Below are 20,573 nucleotides of genomic sequence, written 5' to 3' on the forward strand. Positions count from 1 at the left end.
ATGATTGATAATTATATTCAAGAATATAAGATTTCTGGAATTCTTAAAGATGGAAAATTATATGGAAAAAAGGATAAGTATAAATATAATATATTATCAGATGTTCAAATTTATTCTAGTATAAATCTTAATGATTTAGATTTAATAACTTTAAAAAATATGTTTTATGAAAATAAAGATACAAACTTTAATTTTAAAAGAAAAAATATTTTAGGAGTTTTAAAACTTATAGTTAGTAATTTTAAGTTAGAGTCTGTGTTAAAAATGACAGAAGAAGCTTTAAGGTCTTTATTAGAGTCTGACGGAGCGTCTATATTATTATTTAATGAAGAAAAAGAGGTGTTGAATTTTTATATAACCTCTGGTGGTGCTAGTGGAAATATTGAAACTGTTGATGTTCCAATAAATAATTCTATTGCTGGACAATGTTTTAAAATGAAAAAAACAATCATTATTAATGATGCAGAAAATAATCCATTTCATTTTAAAGGAACTGATAAAAAAGCAAAGTACAAAACAGTTAATTTAATTGCTACTCCATTGTTTTCAAATAATGAGGTAGTTGGTGTTTTAGAAGCTGTAAATAAAAAAAATGGAGATTTTAATAATGAAGATAAAAATATAATTGAAATTTTTTCTTCATTAATATCTAATAAATTAATAAACGCGAAAATTTATGAAGAATTAAGTAGTACTATTAAAGGCATAATATTAGCAGTTGCAACAGCTATTGATATAAGAGATAATTATACGCATACACATTCCAAAAACGTTTCAAATTTAGCAGTAAAAATTGGAGAAAAAATGGGATTTAATGATTCATTACTAGAAGAATTAGAAATTTCTGCTTTATTACACGATGTTGGAAAGATTGGAATACCAGATGAGATATTAAATAAACCTTCAAAGCTTACTGAAGAAGAGTATAAAATTATACAATCTCATACAATTATTGGTGCAGAATTATTAGCAGAAATTGATTTTCTTTCAAAAAATATTCCGTTAGGAGCATTGGAACATCATGAAAAATTAGATGGATCAGGGTATCCGTATCAAAAAAAAGGAAGTGAAATTTCAGAATTTGGTAAAATACTAGCAGCAGCTGATATATTTGATGCATTAACTGCAAAAAGGGTGTACAAAGAACCTTGGCCTAAAGAAAAAGTATTTGAAATGTTAAAAAATGATTGTCCAATAAAATTTGATTGTGAAATTATTAATGCGCTTGAAAAATCTATTAACGAGTAAAAGGGGGTAATCCCCTTTTATTTTTTTTTGATAATATGATATAATAATGTTGAACATTACATGATTTCTTTAGGAGGACAATTATGCTCACGTTGTATAGAAAATATAGACCTGTAACTTTCACTGAATTAATTGGTCAAGAACATGTAAAAAAATATTTTCAAAAATCAATAGAGAAAAATGAAATATCACACGCTTATATATTTTCCGGCCCTAGAGGGACAGGAAAGACTACTACAGCTAGAATATTAAGTAAAATTTTAAATTGTGAAAATCCAATTAACTATAATCCATGTAATAAATGTAATAATTGTGTTTCTATAAATGATGGAAGTTTTATGGATGTTATAGAATTAGATGCTGCTTCAAATAGGGGTATAGATGAAATTAGAAAAATTAGAGATGCAGCTAATTTTAGACCTGTTTCTGGAAAGTATAAAGTATATATAATTGATGAATTTCATATGCTTACAAAAGAGGCATTTAATGCATTGTTAAAAACCTTAGAAGAGCCTCCGGAGCATGTTATATTTATATTAGCTACAACAAACTTAGAAAAGGTACCTGAAACAATTGTTTCAAGAGCACAGGTGTTGCAATTTAAAAATATTAGTGAGCAAGAGATAACTGAACACATTATAAATATATCTAAAAAAGAAAATAGAAATATAAGTTATGAAGCGGCTAAAATAATAGCTAGAAAAGCTAAGGGTGGAGCTAGAGATGCTTTATCTTTATTAGAACAAGTATTGAAATTTACAGATAATGAAATATCTAAAGAAGATGTCATTAATATTTTGGGATTATTTGATGAAAAATTTATTTTAGATTTTATAAATTCATTAAAAAATAATAATACAGAAAAATTATTAGAAATATCAAATGATATATTTAATGAAGGTAAAGAGATAGAATCGTTTTTAGAAGAAACTTTAGAGTTTCTTATGAATGAGATCAGGAATTTAAATGATTTAGAAAAAGATATTATTATAGCAAAAAAATTATCAGATTTATTAAGAGATATAAAAAAATCCGAGAATAAAAAAATTCTTTTTGATATAAATATATTATTAATTGCTTCTAACGTTGAAGATAATTCAAATTCATCAGAAAAAAATATAAAAATATATTATGATGAAAATAAAGATATTGAATATGAATTAATAACTTCAAAAGTTATGGATACGTTATTAAATAAAAAGGAAAAAATGGATTTAGGATTATATTTTGCCTTAAAAAATGCAAAAATATTAGAAAAAGATGATTTTGTTAAAATTCTTTTTGATAAAGATAATTTGTTTGAATATCAAATAGTTAAATCAAAATCTACAGTTTTGGAATTATTGTATTCAAATTTTTCAAATCATTTAGTAAAATTAGATATAAAATATGAATTTGATGAAAAAGAAGATACGAGAAAAAATAATATAATAAAACTTTTCTAGTCGGGGGGAAAATATGGAAAAGAAATTAATTAGTGCATGCATTATGGCAAAAAATGAAGAGCAAAATATAGAAAGATGTTTAAATAGTATTAAAGATTTTTGTGATGAAATTATACTAGTAGACACAGGGTCAACAGATAATACAGTAGAAATAGCCAAAAAATATACTGATAAAATATATTTTTTTCCTTGGAATGGAAATTTTTCTGATGCAAGAAACGAAACATTAAAATATGCATCATCAGAATGGGTTTTTATAGTTGATGCTGATGAAGAAGCTTCAGAAAATCTAAGAAATAACATAAGGGATTTTTTATTATCACTTAATAACGATATTGTAGCAGTTTATATTCCAACAGTGAACTTTCTCGATTTTGATAAAAAACATTCGGAAATAGCAAGCACTGGTAGATTTTTTAGAAATGGAAAAGTAAAGTATGAAAATATTGTACATAATCAACCAATATATAAAGGTAAAACTGTAAAAGTAGATTTAGAATTGTTTCATTATGGGTATATCTGGACCAGATTAAGAAGAAAGAAGAAAACGGAAAGAACTTTATCTTTAATAGAAGAATATTTAAAAGAAAATCCGGATGATGAATATTATTTAATTCAATATATGAAAACACTTTCTATTGCTAAAAAAGATGTAGAAAAAATGAAAGTAGGTTATAAAGTAGCTAAAAAACTTCAAAAAGATATAGTAAAAAAGGATTACAAGCCAATTCCAATGGTTGTAGAATTTATGTTTTTATGGGGAATGGAGTTATTTAATAAAGGTTATTGGGATGAAGCTGAAAAATGGTTTAAATTAAGTTCTAAATGGAATTTAGATGCATATTATGGATTAATGAATGTATACTATAATAAAAGAGAATGGGAAAATTTAAAAAGGACTTCTATTGATTTTTTAAAATATTTAGATATTTTTGAAAAAAGAAGAGAAGAAATTGTTTGGTCGGTACAGTCTTTGTTTAAAAAAAATGAAGGACTTGCATTTTTGATTATTTCAAAAATAAAAACAAATGATTATGAAGATATTGATAAAATAATATCAGAATTTAATCATAAAAAGAATAATGAGAAAATAATTAGTTTATATAATTTTATGTTAGATGAGTTTGCTAAAGAAGAATCTTATGAAAATAAAAGTAAGATTATTGATAATTTAATAATTCTCAATGAGGAAATTTTCAAATATAAAGATTATTATGATAATGAATTTATAAAAAATATAACTAAGTATAATTTAATTTTTGAAAAATCTAAAAATAAAGATCCGTATATTTTTATAGAATATTTTATAAATAAATTAAGTTCTGAAAAAAATATTATTGGTATTCTCCTTACATTTATTGATTATTTGTTTGATGATGATTTCGATAAATTATTAGAGTTATTATTAAAAATAAGGCGTATAAGAAAGGATATTTCCTCTGATAAGGAAAAGGCAGTATTAGAACTATTAATAGGAGATATTCTAACAAAAAACGGTAGATTTAATGAAGCTAAAAGTAGATATAAAAAAGTAGTAGCATTAGAAAAATCATTAGCAAGATTTGTTCAAGTTATTATAGAAGATATTTTAACTCATATGAATCCTAATGAATTAATACCAGCGTATATAGAATTAAAAGATGAGATGAATCAAAAAACAGAGCTTTTCTTTGATATAAATTTATTTGACTATAGAGAATTAGCATTGTTTGACTATTATTTTGGTAATCGTTTTTTAGAACTTAAATTTGTTTATGCTTTAAAAATAAAAGTTGAAAATAAAAAATTATTTGAAAAATTATTAAATTATTCATTTGAAAATTCGAAAAATAGATATTTTAAATCATTTGTAAGTTTAAGATTATATAATTATTATAAAGAAAATGGAGAATATGAAAAAGCAAAAGAATTTTTAGAAAAAGCTTTATTATTAAATCCTATTATATCTGATTTAGTAGGCGGGCGTTATAGATATACAGGATTTTATTTAGAAGAAAGTATAAATAAAGAGAAAGATAGAATTGTAAATATTGTAAATATAGGTGAATTGATCTCTGTATATCCTGTAATTAATCCAATTAAAACTTGGTATGAATCAGAAAATGGATTATATTACGTTTCCCCTGTACCAACATATGAAGCTTTAAAAAGTTTTGATAATTATTTAAAAAATTATTCTAAATACTTTTCTCAAAATTTTCCAAATCCTTTAAAAAATAATAAAGTAAAATATGTATTATCCAAAATTAGTTCTGATAATATATTAGAAATAAATAGTATTGAGTCATTTTTTAATAATGATCATATATCCATTAATGAATTAAAATATATTGAAGATAGGGAATTAAAAAAAACATATGATGTAGTTGTATTTTTAAACCCCGAATTTTCTAGAAAATTACTTTTAGACATTACTTATTTATTATCTATATCAAAAGAATTATTTGTTATATATAATTTAAATGAAAATATTTTTAAAAAAGATCCAAGAGCTTTATGGTATTTACCGCCTAATAATATTAATAAGTTTATAAAGGTTATTAGGCCGGAATATTTTGAGTTTATTTCGGACGAGTATTTATTAGTAAAATACAATGGTAAAATTTAAAAAATATATGGAGGTGGCTATTGTGTCTTTAAAAGATCCTATTTTAAAAGAGGCTAAATCAAAGATGGATAAAACTGTAAAACATTTAGAAGAAGAATATAAAAAACTTAGAACTGGAAGACCTTCTCCGGCGTTATTTGAAGAAATAATGGTAGACTATTATGGTGCTCCAACTCCAATAAATCAAACTGCAACTTTAACAGTTGGGGAGGATAGAACAGTAGTTATTACCCCTTGGGATAAAAGTTTATGTTCAAAAATTGAAAAAGCTATAAATACAGCAAATTTAGGAATGATGGCGTCTACAGATGGGGTGGTTGTTAGGGTTAAATTTCCTAATCCAACAGTTGAAGATAGAAGAAAATGGGTTAAACACGCAAAAGAATTGGCTGAAGAAATGAAAATAGCATTGAGAAATATTAGAAGAGAAGACATTAAAGTAATAAAAGAAAAGCAGAAAAATGGAGAGATTCCTGAAGATGATGCAAAAAAATTAGAAGATGAAATACAAAATATTTTAAAAGAACATGAAAATAAAATCGATGAAGTATTTCATAAAAAGGAAAAGGAGATTATGGAGTCTTGAGTGAGAAATTAAAAATTCCAAATCATTTGGGAATAATAATGGATGGTAATGGACGTTGGGCTAAGCTTAGAGGATTAAAACGAACAAAAGGTCATGAGCAGGGGGCTAAAGTTGCAGAAAATGTAATAGAATGGGCTTCTGATTTGGGTATAAGGTATCTAACCTTATACTCTTTTTCTACAGAAAATTGGAAAAGGCCAAAAGAGGAAGTGAATTTTTTATTTTCTCTTATGGTTAGATATTTAGAATCAAGATTAAATAAAATTATTAAAGAAAATGTGCGAGTTAGATTTACAGGTAGAATTGAAGAATTACCTTCAAATGTATATGAAGTTTGTAAAAGAATTGAAGAAAAAAGCAAAAGTAATACAAAAATTGATGTTATTTTAGCTGTGAATTATGGTGGAAGAAGAGAAATTGTAGATGCTGTAAATAAATTAATTTCACAAAAAAAAGATACTGTTACTATTGAAGATTTATCTAATAATTTATATTTACCAGATGTGCCTGATCCGGAATTGATAATTAGAACCTCCGGTGAAATTAGGTTAAGTAATTTTTTGCTATGGCAAAGTGCTTATTCTGAATTATATTTTACAAATACACTTTGGCCAGATTTTAATAAAATAGAATTAGAAAAGGCTATTATTGATTATACTAAAAGAGATAGAAGATTTGGATCTATTTCCTCTGATGAAGGAAGTGTATAATATGCCAATAAATAAAAAAAATCTATTATTAAGAACATTATCAGGTTTTGTATTAGGTCCAGCAGTGGTTTTTTCTTTTTTTGCTTTTCCTACTTCAATAGGGTTGGTAACTTCAATTATTTTAATAACATCCATAGAATACTTTGAGATGACTTTAAAAGAATATGAATATAAATATAAAGTATTTTTATCAATTTTTACAGCTCTTACTAGTGCAATATATGGTTTTTCTTTAAGAGCTTTTTATTCTGGTTTATCTATTTTTGATCCTATTACAGTTTATATAATTTCAATAATTTTAGTTTCTGGTATTAGTTTAATATATTTAAAGGATACACACAAATATAAAATAGCGATTGAAAGTTATATATTTGCTCTTATTGCAATATCTCTATTTTTATCATATTTTTATCATATTATTTTAAATTATGGGGCAACTAGCGGAATTTTGGTTTTAACCACTGTTTGGGTATATGATGCCGGCGCATATTTTGTTGGTTTAAATATAGGTAAACATAAATTGTCACCAAATTATTCCCCAAAAAAAAGTGTAGAGGGATTAATTGGTGGAATTATTTTTACGTATTTGTATATAATCTTATATGAATATATTAGATCAATATTTCAATTAAATATTATTAATCCAATTCAAGCTGTGTTTTTTGCAATTTTAGTAGGTGTTATAGATACAATTGGGGATCTTACAGAATCTTCATTAAAAAGAACATTTAATTTAAAAGATTCTGGAGAAACATTACCAGGACATGGTGGTATGTATGATAGAATAGATGGATTGTTATATTTAGCTCCAGCATTTTATTTTTTAATGAAAATTTTAGGTATATAGTGGAGGGATTATATGAATTCTAAAGAAATCAGAAGAAGATTTTTAGAGTATTTTGAAAAAAACGGACACAAAGTAATGGATAGTTTCTCATTGATACCAAGTGACCCTCAATTATTATTTACTGTTGCTGGGATGGTTCCGTTTAAACCTATTTTTTGGGGAAAGGTTGAACCGACATATACGAGAATTGCAACATGTCAAAAATGTATTAGAACAAATGATATTGAAAATGTTGGAAGAACAGCAAGGCATCAAACATTTTTTGAAATGTTAGGAAATTTTTCTTTTGGTGACTATTTTAAAGAAGAAGCTATTAAATTTGCATGGGAATTTTTAACTGAAATTTTAAAGTTACCTAAAGAAAAATTATGGATTTCTGTATTTTTAGAAGATGATGAGGCATATAATATTTGGAAAGATATTGTAGGTTTTCCAGAAGAAAGAATAATTAGAATGGGTAAAGAAGATAATTGGTGGGGGCCAGTAGGACCTACAGGGCCTTGTGGTCCTTCGTCTGAAATATATTTTGATACCGGTAGAACAGATTTATGTTCTAATCCCGAAAAATGTACTCCTGAAGATGATTGTGGAAGATATGTTGAAATTTGGAATTTGGTATTTACAGAATATTATCAAGATGAAGAGGGTAATTTATTGCCTTTACCTAGAAAAAATATTGACACGGGTGCAGGTCTTGAAAGGGTAACTGCAGCTGTTCAAGGTGTTTATGATAATTTTGAAACAGATTTATTTACACCAATTATCAATAAAATTGAAGAAATTTTTGGAGTAAAATTTAGAAAAAGTGAAAAAATAGATATTTCTATAAAGGTTATAGCTGATCATTCAAGAGCAGTAACTTTTTTAGTCTCTGAAGGAATTTTACCTTCTAATGAAGGTAGAGGATATGTTTTAAGAAGAATTTTAAGAAGAGCATTAAGGCATGGTGCATTATTAGGTAAAAAAGGTCCATTCCTTACAAAAATAGTTGATGTTGTAATTTCAGAATACGGAGAAATTTATCCAGAGATCAGAGATAAATCTAAGTTTATTAAAAATATTGTAGAAGCTGAGGAAAAAAGGTTTTTAGAAACAATTGATAATGGTATGGAAAAATTAATTGGCTATATAAATAATAGTAAAAATAAAATTATTGATGGTAAATTTGCTTTTGAATTATATGATACATATGGTTTCCCATTAGATATTACTAAAGAAATAGCAGAAGAAAATAATTTTGTCGTCAATGAAGAAGAATTTAATGAACAAATGGAATTGCAAAGAAAAAAAGCTAGAGAAGCTGCAGGTGATAAAGAGTATGCTAAAATGAATCCTGCTTTTAAATATATTGGAGATGAATTAAAAATAACAGAGTTTACTGGTTATGAAAAAACTGATGATGAAAGTGAAATTATATATATAGTAAAAAATGATGAAATAATAGAAGATGCAAAAGAAGGTGAAGAGATTATAATTATTACTAAAAACACACCTTTTTATGCCGAAAAAGGCGGTCAAATAGGAGATACAGGAATTATAAGAAATGATGATTTTGAGTTTGAAGTATATGATACTAAAATAATAAATAATGAAGTTATAGGACATTTTGGAAAAGTAAACAAAGGAAATGTAAAAAAAGGAGAAAAAGTTATCCTTTCTATTAATAAAGAAAGAAGAAATAATATAAGAAAAAATCATACTGCAACACATTTATTACATAAAGCATTAAGAGAAGTTTTGGGAGATCATGTGAAGCAAGCAGGTTCTTTAGTAACTAATGATAAATTAAGATTTGATTTTACTCATTTTAAATCATTATCAAAGAAAGATATTGAAGAAATTGAAAAAATAGTTAACGAAAAAATATTAGAAAATTTAAAAGTAGATACAGAAATAAAAAGTTTGGAAGAAGCTAAAAATGAAAATGCAATGGCTTTATTTGAAGAAAAATATGGGAATGAAGTAAGAGTTGTGAAAATTTCTAATTTTAGTGCGGAATTATGTGGTGGGACACATGTTTCATATACTGGAGAAATAGGTTTATTTAAAATAATTACTGAAACAGCTGTATCAGCAGGTGTAAGAAGAATAGAAGCTATTACAGGATTTAAGTCTTTGGAATACCTAAATTCATTAGAAAATGAAATAATTACTATTTCTGAAATATTAGAAGTTACAAAAGAAAATATACCAAGTAAAATCAATTCAATGATAGATAAAATTAAAGATTTAGAAAAAGAAGTAAAAAAATTACAAGAAAAAATGACTTCTCAATCAATTGACTTATCAAATGTAAAAGAAATTGAAGGTGTAAAAGTATTTCTTAAAACCTTTGAAAATGTTGACCAAAGTGTATTAAGAAACACTGCTGATATTGTTGAAAATAAATTATCAGATGGTATTATAATATTGTTTAATAAAGGAGAAAATAAAGTTAATTTCATTGTTAAAGTTACAAAAGAATTAATCGGGAAATACCATGCTGGCAATATTGCAAGGAAAATTGCTAAAGCATTAGGTGGTGGAGGTGGAGGAAGACCTGATTTTGCACAAGCCGGTGGAAAGGATTTATCAAAAATTAATGATGTAATTAATAATATTTCTGATTACATAAGGGGATGATTTTACGGAACGTGTATTTGCTTTATTTATTTTTCTTTTTTCATATACATTATTAATTACAGAAAAGATTAATAGAACCATTGTAGCAATACTTGGTGCAACTATAATGATGATATTAGGAATTTTTGAAAATCATATCGAGGCCATAAAAGACTATGTTGACGTTAATACTATATACTTATTAATGGGAATGATGATTTTTGTATCGGTAATTAGAAAAAAAGGACTTTTTGAATATTTAGGTATAGTTACTTTAAAGGTGTTTAATAAAAATGGTTATGTACTTTTTTTTGGGTTAACTTTTATTGTAGCTGTTTTATCTTCTATTATCGATAATGTAACAACAGTTCTTGTTTTTATACCTATAACTTTGGCAATTACCGATTCTTTAGATGTTGATCCAATTCCATTTGTTCTAGGTGAAATTCTTGCATCAAATATTGGAGGTACAGCTACTATAATTGGAGATCCTCCTAATATTATGATAGCAAGTGCGGCTGGATTAAATTTTACAGAATTTTTTTCAGTAAATGGTGCTATATCTTTTATTAATCTTTTTTCGATGCAAATGATTACTATAATTTTATTTAATAAGAAATTAAAATTTAAAATAAATAAAGAAAAGGTAAAGTCTTTTGATCCGAAATCTGCTATAAAAAATAAATTGGGTTTTTATATTTCATGGGTGTTATTAATATTAACTCTATTATTATTTGTTTTTCAACATCAGCTAGAAATGGAAAGTTCTACAATTGCATTATTTATAGGCTTTTTAGCTTTATTAATTTTAGATAGAAATGAAGTTGAAGAAATATTAAAAGAGGTTGAATGGGGTACTATATTATTCTTTTTTGGATTATTTATTATGACTGGTGGATTAGTTCAAACGGGAATTTTAAAAGATTTTACTCATATTTTAGTTAATATTGCGGGGAACTCAATGAGAAGCTTTGCAATGATGTTAATAACAATTTCTGGAGTAATTTCAGGATTTGTTGATAATATTCCTTTTACAGCAACGTTAATTCCTGTAATTAAAAATTTACAACATATAAATCCTGAGACTTTTTCAAACTTAAAACCTTTGTGGTATTCGTTATCGTTAGGTGCATGTTTAGGAGGTAATTTAACCCCTATAGGTGCTTCGGCAAATATTATAGCATTAGCTATGTTGAAACAATTTAAAAATAAAGAGATAAAATTTATTGAATTTTTTAAATATGCATCTATTATTGTTTTAGTTAATATTATTTTATCTACAATTTATGTGGAATTTTTATTAATTTAGGAGGTGCTAAATGATAAATATAGATGATGAATTAATAGAGAAACTAGAAAAACTTGCTATGATTAAATTATCAGAAGAGGAAAAAGATATAATAAAACAAGATTTAAACGAAATTCTTAAATATATGGAAATTATAGATGAAGTTGACACAAATAATGTAAAACCTATATTTTCACCGGTAGAAAATATATTAAAAAATATATTTCATTTAGATGAATCTAAATCTTCAGAAGTTATTAATAATATTATTAAAGAATTTCCTAATAAAAAAGATAATTTATTAAAAGTTCCCGGAATACAAGGTTAATTCTGAACCCTATGGGTTCAGAATTTTTATGTCTTTGTGTTATAATTATTTTAGAATTTGTATTCATTTAGGAGGGAGAGTATGGATAATCTAAAAGAAATTGCTATAAAAAAATATAATATTTGGTTAAATAAAGCAGATAAATCATTGAAAGAGGAATTGGAAAATTTAAATAACGAAGAAATAATAGATAGATTTTTTAAAGACTTAGAGTTTGGAACAGGTGGTTTAAGGGGAAAGATTGGAGCAGGAACTAATAGAATAAATATACATTCTATTGCAAGAGCAACACAAGGTTTTGCTAATTATTTAAAATCACTTAATAAATATCCTTCTGTAGTAATAGCGTATGATACTAGAAAATATTCTCAAGAATTTGCTAAAATGGCAGCTTCTGTTCTTGCTGCAAATGGAATAAATGTTCATATTTTTAAAGAAGTAACAGCAACTCCGATTTTATCTTTTGCTGTAAGATATTTAAAAGCAGATGCTGGAATTGTAATTACAGCAAGTCATAATCCTCCTGAATATAACGGTTATAAAATATATACATCTGATGGTACTCAGGCAGTACCACATATTGCAGAGGAAGTAATAAAAGAAATAAATAAATTGGATTATTTTGATGGTATAAAAAAAATAAATTTTGATTTAGGTATTCAAGAAGGTTACATAAATTGGATAAATGATAATGTTTTTGAAGAATATATAAATAACTTAGAGAGTTATTTGAGATCAATTGAACCTAATATATCAAATAATATAAAAATAGTATATTCTCCTTTACATGGAACTGGATTAAAGCCTGTAAAAGAATTATTGGCTAGATTAGGGTTTGAGGTTCTTATCGTAGAAGAACAAGCTGTTTATGATTCTAACTTTTCTACAGTTAAAGTACCAAATCCGGAAGAAAAAGATGCTTTTTCTTTGGCATTAACCAAAGCTAAGAATATGAATGCTGATTTAGTTATGGCCACTGATCCAGATTCTGATAGATTGGGAGTATATGTTAAAGAAAATAATGAGTATATCCCATACACGGGTAATCAACTTGGAGTTATGTTAAGTCATTATATTATTAATAAAATGAAAATATTAGGAATATTACCTAACAATGGATTGATAATTAAAACTATTGTTACTACAGATATGATAAAACCTATTGCTAAAGAATTTAATATAGATGTTGAAGAAACTCTTACAGGTTTTAAATTTATAGGAGAAAAAATTGAAAAATATAAATTAAACGGTAAAAAAACATTTATTTTTGGTTTTGAAGAAAGTTATGGTTATTTAGCAAATGACCACGCTAGAGATAAAGACGCTGTAATAGCATCAGGCTTAATAGCGTTAATGGCGTCTCATTTGGTTTCTGAGGGAAAAACATTTAAATCATATTTAAATGAATTATATAAAAAATATGGGTATTATATGGAAAAAAATATATCATTTACTTTAGAAGGAATAGAAGGATTGAATAAAATAAATAAAATTATGGAAAAATTAAGAAGTAATCCACCTATAAAAGTAGGGGATTTGAATTTGATAAATACTATTGATTATTTAAGTGGAGTAAATGAACTACCTAAATCAAATGTTATAGAATTAAATTATGATAACAGGCTTAAAATAATCGGAAGACCTTCGGGAACTGAACCTAAAATAAAATTTTATATACTTGCTAAAGGAAAAGATGAAAAAGCGGTAGAAAAAATTATTAACAAATCTATAGAAACGATTAATAAAATAGTGATTTAAAACTTGAGGTGAAAAAATGGAACCTAATCTGTTATTAATTACAAATAATGGAGATTTTTTTGTTCCAAAAGAATGTGAATTTATAGATGTACAAGTTATAAAATTATCTTTATATTGCGAAGATGACTTAAATAATATAAAAAATTTTAATAATGGGATTTTAGGTTATTTTATTTTAAAAGAGAAAAAAGGTAATTTAGTAGGAATAAAAAGATTTTTAAAAATTGATAAGAGAGTTTCTTCTTATTTAAAAGTTTCTTTTGTAGATTTTTTATCAGAAGAAATTAGGGATTTATATGGTGATTATATAGAAGTAATATCTGAATTTGTTGGTCTATACAATACTATACATGAGTTTAATAGTTTAATTAAAACAAAAAAAATAAGAGAAGATTATGAGGACTGGTTAGAAAATATAGTTTTAGATGTTGAAGACTCCCATAAGGATACTCTAAAAATGTACATATCTAAATTTGCAAATTTATATTTAATAAGAATATATGAAAATATGTTTTCTAAGAACCTAGAACTTTTGGAAAAAAATGAAAAAGAAATAGCCTATAAACTTTTAGAAACAGGAGTATTAAAGGAAAAAGGCGTATGGAGGTAAATAATGAGAAGAGTAGCAGCAATAGTAGCTTATGACGGTACTAAATTTAATGGGTTTCAAGGACAGCCAAAAGTAAGAACAGTTCAAGGTGAATTTGAAAAAGTATTATTTAGAATATTTAAACAAAAGATAATTTCATTTGGCGCAGGAAGAACTGACACAGGAGTCCATGGCTATGGACAAGTTATAGCCTTTGATGTTCCGATAGAGAAAATGACATTAAAAAATATAAAAGATGCATTAAATGCAAATTTGCCTGAAGATATATATGTTAGAAAAGTAATTGATGTAAGAGATAAGTTTTCTCCTAGACATGAAGCAATAAAAAGAATTTATCATTATTATATATATCAAAATAATGAACCTAATATATTTTTAAGAGATAGAGTATGGTGGTTTCCATATGATTTAGATATATATAAAATGAGAATGGCAGCTAAATATCTTGAAGGGGAACATGATTTTTCTACTTTTAAGACTGGCAATGATGATAGAAATCCAGTAAGGACTATATATAGAATTAGAATATTAAAAATGAAAAATGATATAATTTTAGTTAGGGTAGAAGGACATTCTTTTTTAAGAAGAATGGTAAGAAATATTGTAGGAGCATTAGTAAAGGTAGGTACAGGAAGTTGGGAACCAGAATATATAAAAGAAATATTAGAAGCAAGAAATCGTTCAAAGGCGCCCGCTTCAGCGCCACCACAAGGTTTATATTTTTACTCAGTTTTATTTTAATATATTCTATTTTATTTTCAAAAGAAAAAATAGGGCTTATTTATAATGGCCCTGAAGAAATGTTTTCCAATATATTTTATTCATTGTATAGTTTTGTTGATGTAGAAACGCCACCATCTACAACATCTAAAAGATTAGAAATATCTATAGAGGGTACTAGAATAATTATTGATTTTGAAAATCAAAAATATATAGATAATATTAATAATTATAACGTGCTTATAAAATCTATTTTTAAAGATTATTTTCAGCGAAAGATATTTGTTATAGCTAATGATTGTTTAATTAAAGATAATGATAGCTACGTATTGTCGACTTTTGTTAATTGGGATAAAAATTTAGAATTTATTGTTAAAAAAAACAATTCTATATTTAAATTTAAAAAAGAATTACCAATTGGAGAAAATGTAATAAAGGTACCTAATAAATGGATAAAAGTGAAATTTATCGGTTATACTGGAGAAGCTACTTTAAATGGTCAAAAAATAATTATTAATAGCGAAATGGAATTTCCAAATGAAGAATTTAAACTTGAAACTCCTTACGAAAATGTTTATTTTAATTTGTCAAATATAAATTATCCATATGAAATTAAATTACTATCTGAAATAATTTTAAAAGAAATAAAATTTGAAAAAATAATTAATATTTTTGAATTAGAAAGTGGTATAGAAATTTTAGGGAAAAATAAAAGTGTGTGGATATCTAAGGATAAAGAAGAAATTTTATCCTATGATAATGCAATATTTGTTTCCCCTTATGGTCTTTTGGAAAAAAATAAAAATATTCAATTTAATGGAATTCCTGTTTTTGCCTATGAAAAAAATAAAACTATTTATTTAATAAGCTCTTATGGGGAAGTAATATCTCTCGGAACAAGAAATATTTATAGAGATTTAGAAAGATCTCCTGCATCTATAAATGTTGAAAATGAATTTATAAAAATTACAACATTTGGCGGGAAAAAATATATTATTGATTTAAAAAATGGGGGTTTATTCTACGACGGAGAAACAGCTATTATAAAAAATAATATAAAGTTGTTTGTTGAAAAAGAATTTATATTGAATAATAAAAATATATTTATACATAATAATAATATAAAAATCACTCAAAAGAAGTAGAGGTATAAAATGGAATTTAGATTAGATATTTTTTTAGTAAAAAATAATTTTGCTGATTCAAGAGAAAAAGCACAAAAATTAATTAAAGAAAATAAAGTTAAAGTTAATGGTAGAGTTGTCAACAAACCATCTAAAAAAATTTATGAATCTGATAGTATTGAAATTTTGGAACAAGAAAAATATGTAAGTAGAGCAGCATATAAACTTTTAAAAGCATTAGAATATTTTAATATAGATGTTCATAATAAAATATGTGTTGATATAGGATCATCTACAGGTGGATTTACACAAGTACTATTAGAATATGGAGCAAAAAGGGTTTATTCTATTGATTCTGGTACAAATCAATTACATAATTCATTAAGAAATGATACTAGAATAATATTAATGGAAAATACAAATGCTAGATATTTAAACAAAGAAAATTTTGAAAATATAGATTTTTTTACATGTGATGTTTCTTTTATTTCTGTGACTAAATTGATAGATTCTATATATAATATCGTTTCCAAAAATGCTCAAGGGATTGTGTTAATAAAACCACAATTTGAGTTAGAGCCTTCAAAATTAGTTAAAGGTGTTGTTAAAAATGAAATTTATAGATATGAAGCTGTAGAAAAAGTAAAAAATGCGTTTATTGAAAAAGGTTTTGTAGTATTAGGGATTATAGAATCACCAGTTAGAGGTAAAGAGGGTAATATAGAATATTTAATATATTTAAAAAAATAGTTTTTTTGTATTAATATAAATGAAAGATTTAATATGTTATAATCTTAACAAAAATAAATATATATAACTTTTCCTATATAATTCCAGAAATATGGTCTGGAAGTTTCTACCGGATGGCCGTAAACCATCTGACTATAGGAAAAGAGGTTAGGCGTATTCAATATACGCTCCTCTTTTCTTATAGAGGAGCGTTTTTTAATTGGAGGTGTATATGAAAAAAGTTGTTATTGTAGATTATGGGTCACAATATACTCAATTATTAGCTAGAAGAGTAAGGGAATTAGGTGTTTATTCGGAAGTAATTCAACATGATGATGTTTTACCAAAAAATATTGGTGCAATTATTTTGTCTGGTGGTCCAAAAAGTGTAAATGATGAAGATGCGTTACCGCTTGATAAGAATATACTCAATAAAAATATACCTATTTTAGGAATATGTTATGGAATGCAGTTATTAACAAAAGAATTAGGAGGGGTAATTGAAAAAATAGAGATTTCTGAATATGGTAAAACAGAATTACAAATAATAAAAAAAGATATTATTTTTGAAGGAATAAAAGATAATTTTATTGTTTGGATGAGTCATGGTGATTCTGTAGTTAAATTACCAGACAATGCATATACTCTTTCAAAGACAAAAAATAATATTAGCGCATGTGTGAAATTTTCTGAAAAAATATATGGTATTCAATTTCATCCAGAAGTAATGCATACAGAATTTGGGTTTGAGATATTAGAAAATTTTCTTTTTAAAATAGCCAAGCTTGAAAAAAATTGGTCATTAAAAAACTTTGTGGATGAAAAAATAAATTATATAAGAAATGAATTGAAAAACGAAAAAGCGATAATAGCTCTTTCGGGGGGAGTTGATTCATCAGTTGCTGCAGTTTTAGTACATAAGGCTATTGGCGAAAATTTAAAAGCTGTATTTGTAAATCATGGATTAATAAGATTAAATGAAGAAATAGAGGTAAAAAAAATATTCAATGAATTGCTTGGCATTAATTTAACTATAGTAGATGCAAAAGAAAAATTTTTAAATAAATTAAAGGGCGTTTGTGATCCTGAAAAAAAGAGAAAAATAATAGGAGAAGAATTTATAAGAGTTTTTGAAGATGAAGCAAAAAATAATTATAAATACTTAATTCAGGGAACAATTTATTCAGATGTTATAGAAAGTGCTGCTTCTGGAAAAAATACAGCAAAAATAAAAAGTCATCACAATGTAGGAGGATTACCAGAAAAAATAGATTTTAAAATAATTGAACCATTAAAATATTTATTTAAAGATGAAGTTAGAAAAGTTGGAGAAATATTAGGTATTCCACATCACATATTATATAGGCATCCATTTCCTGGGCCGGGTTTAGCAATTAGAATTATAGGGGAAATAACTGAGGAAAAGTTAAATATATTAAAAAAAGCTGATTCTATATTTATAGAAACATTAAAAGAAAAAAAATGGTATGATAATGTTTGGCAAGCATTTACCGTACTAACTCCAATAAAAACTGTAGGGGTTACTGGAGATGAAAGAAGTTATGATTATGTTTTAGCAATTAGAAGTGTTGATAGCGTTGAGGGAATGACAGCTAATTGGTCTAAAATTCCGTATGAAATTTTAGAAGAAGTTTCAACAAAAATAACAAATCAAGTTAAAGGTATAGGTAGAGTTGTATATGATATTACTTCAAAACCACCAGCAACTATAGAATGGGAATAAAGGAGAGGAAAGAATGTTTAGAGAGACGCTTACTTTTGATGATGTATTATTAGTACCTAAATATAGTGAAGTTACTCCTTCTATGGTAGACACAGAAACAATTTTAGTGAAAGATATAAAATTAAAAGTACCCTTAATATCAGCAGCAATGGATACTGTCACAGAATATGAAATGGCAAAAGCATTAGCACATGCTGGAGGAATAGGTATTATACATAAAAATATGACTATTGAAGAACAAGCATATCAAATTGAAAAGGTAAAAAAAACTGAGAACGGTATTATTTATGATCCAATAACTATTTCTCCTAATACTACTATTTTAGAAGCAGAAAATATAATGAAAGAGTATAAAATAGGCGGTCTTCCTGTAGTTGATGAAAATAAAAAATTACTTGGAATATTAACAAATAGAGATATGAGGTTTGAAAAGAACACAAATAAAATGGCAAAAGAATTAATGACATCTTTTGAAAAATTAATTGTAGCTGATTCCCGTATATCAATTGAAGAAGCTAAAGAAATACTTCATAAAAATAGAATTGAAAAATTACCAATAATAGATAAAAATAAAAAATTAATAGGATTGATTACTATTAAAGATATTTTTTCTATCGAGGAATATCCTAATGCCTCACGAGATAATAAAGGTAGATTGTTAGTTGGCGGAGCGATTGGTGTTTCTGATGCTTTTGAAAGAGCAGATAAACTAATCAAAAGTGATGTAGATGTTTTAGTGCTTGATTCCGCACATGGACATTCAAAAAACATAATAGAGATATTGAAGAAACTAAAAAAAGAATATCCAAATATTCCAATAATTGCTGGTAATATAGCTACAAAAGAAGCAGCAATAGATTTAATAAAAGCAGGAGCTGATGCTTTAAAAGTTGGAATTGGTCCTGGATCAATTTGTACTACAAGAATAATTGCTGGTATAGGAGTTCCTCAATTAACAGCAATTATGGATGTTGTTAATGAAGCAAAAAAATATAATATACCAGTAATTGCTGATGGAGGTATAAGATTTTCAGGTGATATTGTAAAAGCATTAGCTGCTGGAGCAAACAGCGTCATGATAGGAGGTATATTTGCGGGGACCGAAGAAGCTCCTGGAGAAACAATACTTTATCAAGGGAGAAAGTATAAAACATATAGAGGAATGGGTTCAATAGGAGCAATGAAGAAAGGAAGTAAAGATAGGTATTTTCAAGAAAATATTTCAAATAAAGATAAATTTGTTCCAGAGGGTGTTGAAGGTATGGTTCCATATAAAGGGAAGGTAAGTGAAGTAGTTTATCAATTATTAGGTGGATTGAAATCAGGAATGGGTTATATTGGAGCTAAAAATATAAATGAATTACATGAAAAGGCTGAATTTATAAAAATTACGACTGCATCCATAAAAGAAAGTCATCCGCATGACATATCTATAACTAAAGAATCACCTAATTATTCTACAAAAAATTAATGCCCCTAAGGGGCATTATTATTTTTTATGTGGAATATTAAAGTAATGAGGATGTTTTGGACTCAAATTTTTATAGTAATTCATATGAAACCTTTTTTCATACAATCTTTTTCTTATGTTTTTTCTTAAGTCAAATGTTTTATTTTTATAATTAATTTTTACAGGTATAAAATATTTTTCATTTTTCAATTCAATAAAATAGCCATTTAGTGTAATGTAAGTATCTTTTTCAAACAAATTAAATAATTTTTGATAATTTGGAAATAAAACTTTAAAATCATTGGTTTCTTTAAAAGTTAATAAAAAAAATCTTTCAGATACAATTTCAGTTTTTTCTATAGTTCCTATAATTTCTATCAATTTATTTTCATCAAATATAGGTGGGTTTTTAACAAATGAAAACATAGAAACACTAAATAAAATAATTAAAAATACTACAAGTGTTTTTTTCATTGTACCACCTCCTCGTGTATAATGTTTTCATATAATTAATAAATCTGATATTTATTTTTAAAAAAATAATTCTAACTCTGAGTTATTATATAACTAAAGTAATTCTGTCACCTCCTGCACTTAAGTGCCTTGAATAGTCTGACTAACTTTGGTATATAAGTTGAATTGCTACCGGAGAATGAGCTATAGCTCTTACATATAACGAGGCTCTTTTCTTATATACCCAGAGTTAGAATCTAATTCTGAAAGGTTGTGTTTCTATGTTGTTTGTTGGTATCGATGTTTCTAAAGATAAACTTGATT

General features: G+C 25.8%; 17 protein-coding genes and 1 riboswitch. Of the genes, 16 read left to right on the plus strand and 1 reads right to left on the minus strand.

The genetic code is table 11. The annotated features are described in order from the left end of the window. The 16 genes from AS160_RS11095 (at nucleotide 1) to guaB (ending at nucleotide 19,817) form a co-directional block, all read left to right on the plus strand. On the plus strand, nucleotides 1–1,248 hold the full coding sequence (locus AS160_RS11095; RefSeq protein ID WP_165149078.1) for an HD domain-containing phosphohydrolase: 1,248 nt from the start codon (nucleotides 1–3) through the stop codon (nucleotides 1,246–1,248). An 83-nt stretch (nucleotides 1,249–1,331) separates the two neighbouring features. Next, nucleotides 1,332–2,693 (plus strand): DNA polymerase III subunit gamma/tau, encoded by a 1,362-nt coding sequence (gene dnaX / locus AS160_RS11100; RefSeq protein ID WP_165149081.1) that lies wholly within the window; start codon nucleotides 1,332–1,334, stop codon nucleotides 2,691–2,693. Between the two features lie 13 nt (nucleotides 2,694–2,706). Next, a complete protein-coding gene (locus AS160_RS11105; protein WP_165149084.1) occupies nucleotides 2,707–5,301 on the plus strand; it encodes a glycosyltransferase family 2 protein in 2,595 nt (864 codons plus the stop codon). 7 nt (nucleotides 5,302–5,308) lie between these two features. Then, nucleotides 5,309–5,887, plus strand: a complete 579-nt coding sequence (frr, locus tag AS160_RS11110) for a ribosome recycling factor (protein WP_165149126.1) — start codon at nucleotides 5,309–5,311, stop codon at nucleotides 5,885–5,887. Further along, entirely contained in the window at nucleotides 5,884–6,597 is a 714-nt protein-coding gene (locus tag AS160_RS11115) for an isoprenyl transferase (protein ID WP_165149087.1), read from the plus strand. Before frr ends, AS160_RS11115 begins: the two co-directional genes overlap by 4 nt. Before the next feature lies 1 nt (nucleotide 6,598). After that, on the plus strand, nucleotides 6,599–7,444 hold the full coding sequence (locus AS160_RS11120) for a phosphatidate cytidylyltransferase (protein ID WP_165149090.1): 846 nt from the start codon (nucleotides 6,599–6,601) through the stop codon (nucleotides 7,442–7,444). A 12-nt stretch (nucleotides 7,445–7,456) separates the two neighbouring features. Then, on the plus strand, nucleotides 7,457–10,066 hold the full coding sequence (gene alaS, locus AS160_RS11125) for an alanine--tRNA ligase (RefSeq protein ID WP_165149093.1): 2,610 nt from the start codon (nucleotides 7,457–7,459) through the stop codon (nucleotides 10,064–10,066). Between the two features lie 28 nt (nucleotides 10,067–10,094). Then, on the plus strand, nucleotides 10,095–11,354 hold the full coding sequence (locus tag AS160_RS11130) for an ArsB/NhaD family transporter (protein ID WP_165149129.1): 1,260 nt from the start codon (nucleotides 10,095–10,097) through the stop codon (nucleotides 11,352–11,354). 10 nt (nucleotides 11,355–11,364) lie between these two features. Next, nucleotides 11,365–11,661: an Asp-tRNA(Asn)/Glu-tRNA(Gln) amidotransferase subunit GatC gene (gene gatC, locus AS160_RS11135; RefSeq protein WP_165149096.1), complete on the plus strand. Its 297-nt coding sequence runs from the start codon at nucleotides 11,365–11,367 to the stop codon at nucleotides 11,659–11,661. Between the two features lie 81 nt (nucleotides 11,662–11,742). Beyond that, entirely contained in the window at nucleotides 11,743–13,419 is a 1,677-nt protein-coding gene (locus AS160_RS11140) for a phospho-sugar mutase (RefSeq protein WP_165149099.1), read from the plus strand. Between the two features lie 16 nt (nucleotides 13,420–13,435). Further along, a complete protein-coding gene (locus AS160_RS11145) occupies nucleotides 13,436–14,029 on the plus strand; it encodes a hypothetical protein (protein WP_165149102.1) in 594 nt (197 codons plus the stop codon). 3 nt (nucleotides 14,030–14,032) lie between these two features. Beyond that, entirely contained in the window at nucleotides 14,033–14,770 is a 738-nt protein-coding gene (gene truA / locus AS160_RS11150; RefSeq protein ID WP_165149105.1) for a tRNA pseudouridine(38-40) synthase TruA, read from the plus strand. A gap of 59 nt (nucleotides 14,771–14,829) precedes the next feature. Next, nucleotides 14,830–15,894: a hypothetical protein gene (locus AS160_RS11155; protein WP_165149108.1), complete on the plus strand. Its 1,065-nt coding sequence runs from the start codon at nucleotides 14,830–14,832 to the stop codon at nucleotides 15,892–15,894. Nucleotides 15,895–15,903: 9 nt separating this feature from the next. Further along, nucleotides 15,904–16,623, plus strand: coding sequence for a TlyA family RNA methyltransferase (locus AS160_RS11160; RefSeq protein ID WP_165149111.1), 720 nt, complete (start codon nucleotides 15,904–15,906; stop codon nucleotides 16,621–16,623). A gap of 53 nt (nucleotides 16,624–16,676) precedes the next feature. Next, nucleotides 16,677–16,778, plus strand: a riboswitch (purine riboswitch). Between the two features lie 56 nt (nucleotides 16,779–16,834). Continuing rightward, complete coding sequence (gene guaA / locus AS160_RS11165; protein WP_165149114.1) at nucleotides 16,835–18,346, plus strand: glutamine-hydrolyzing GMP synthase; 1,512 nt, start codon at nucleotides 16,835–16,837, stop codon at nucleotides 18,344–18,346. 13 nt (nucleotides 18,347–18,359) lie between these two features. Then, nucleotides 18,360–19,817: an IMP dehydrogenase gene (gene guaB / locus AS160_RS11170; protein WP_165149117.1), complete on the plus strand. Its 1,458-nt coding sequence runs from the start codon at nucleotides 18,360–18,362 to the stop codon at nucleotides 19,815–19,817. Between the two features lie 18 nt (nucleotides 19,818–19,835). Here the strand turns inward: guaB and AS160_RS11175 are convergent, their stop codons facing one another. Continuing rightward, nucleotides 19,836–20,270, minus strand: coding sequence for a hypothetical protein (locus AS160_RS11175; RefSeq protein WP_165149120.1), 435 nt, complete (start codon nucleotides 20,268–20,270; stop codon nucleotides 19,836–19,838). Nucleotides 20,271–20,573: the final 303 nt, after the last annotated feature.

The sequence above is a fragment of the Marinitoga sp. 38H-ov genome (assembly GCF_011057715.1).
In the GTDB taxonomy this organism is placed as follows: Bacteria; Thermotogota; Thermotogae; order Petrotogales; family Petrotogaceae; genus Marinitoga.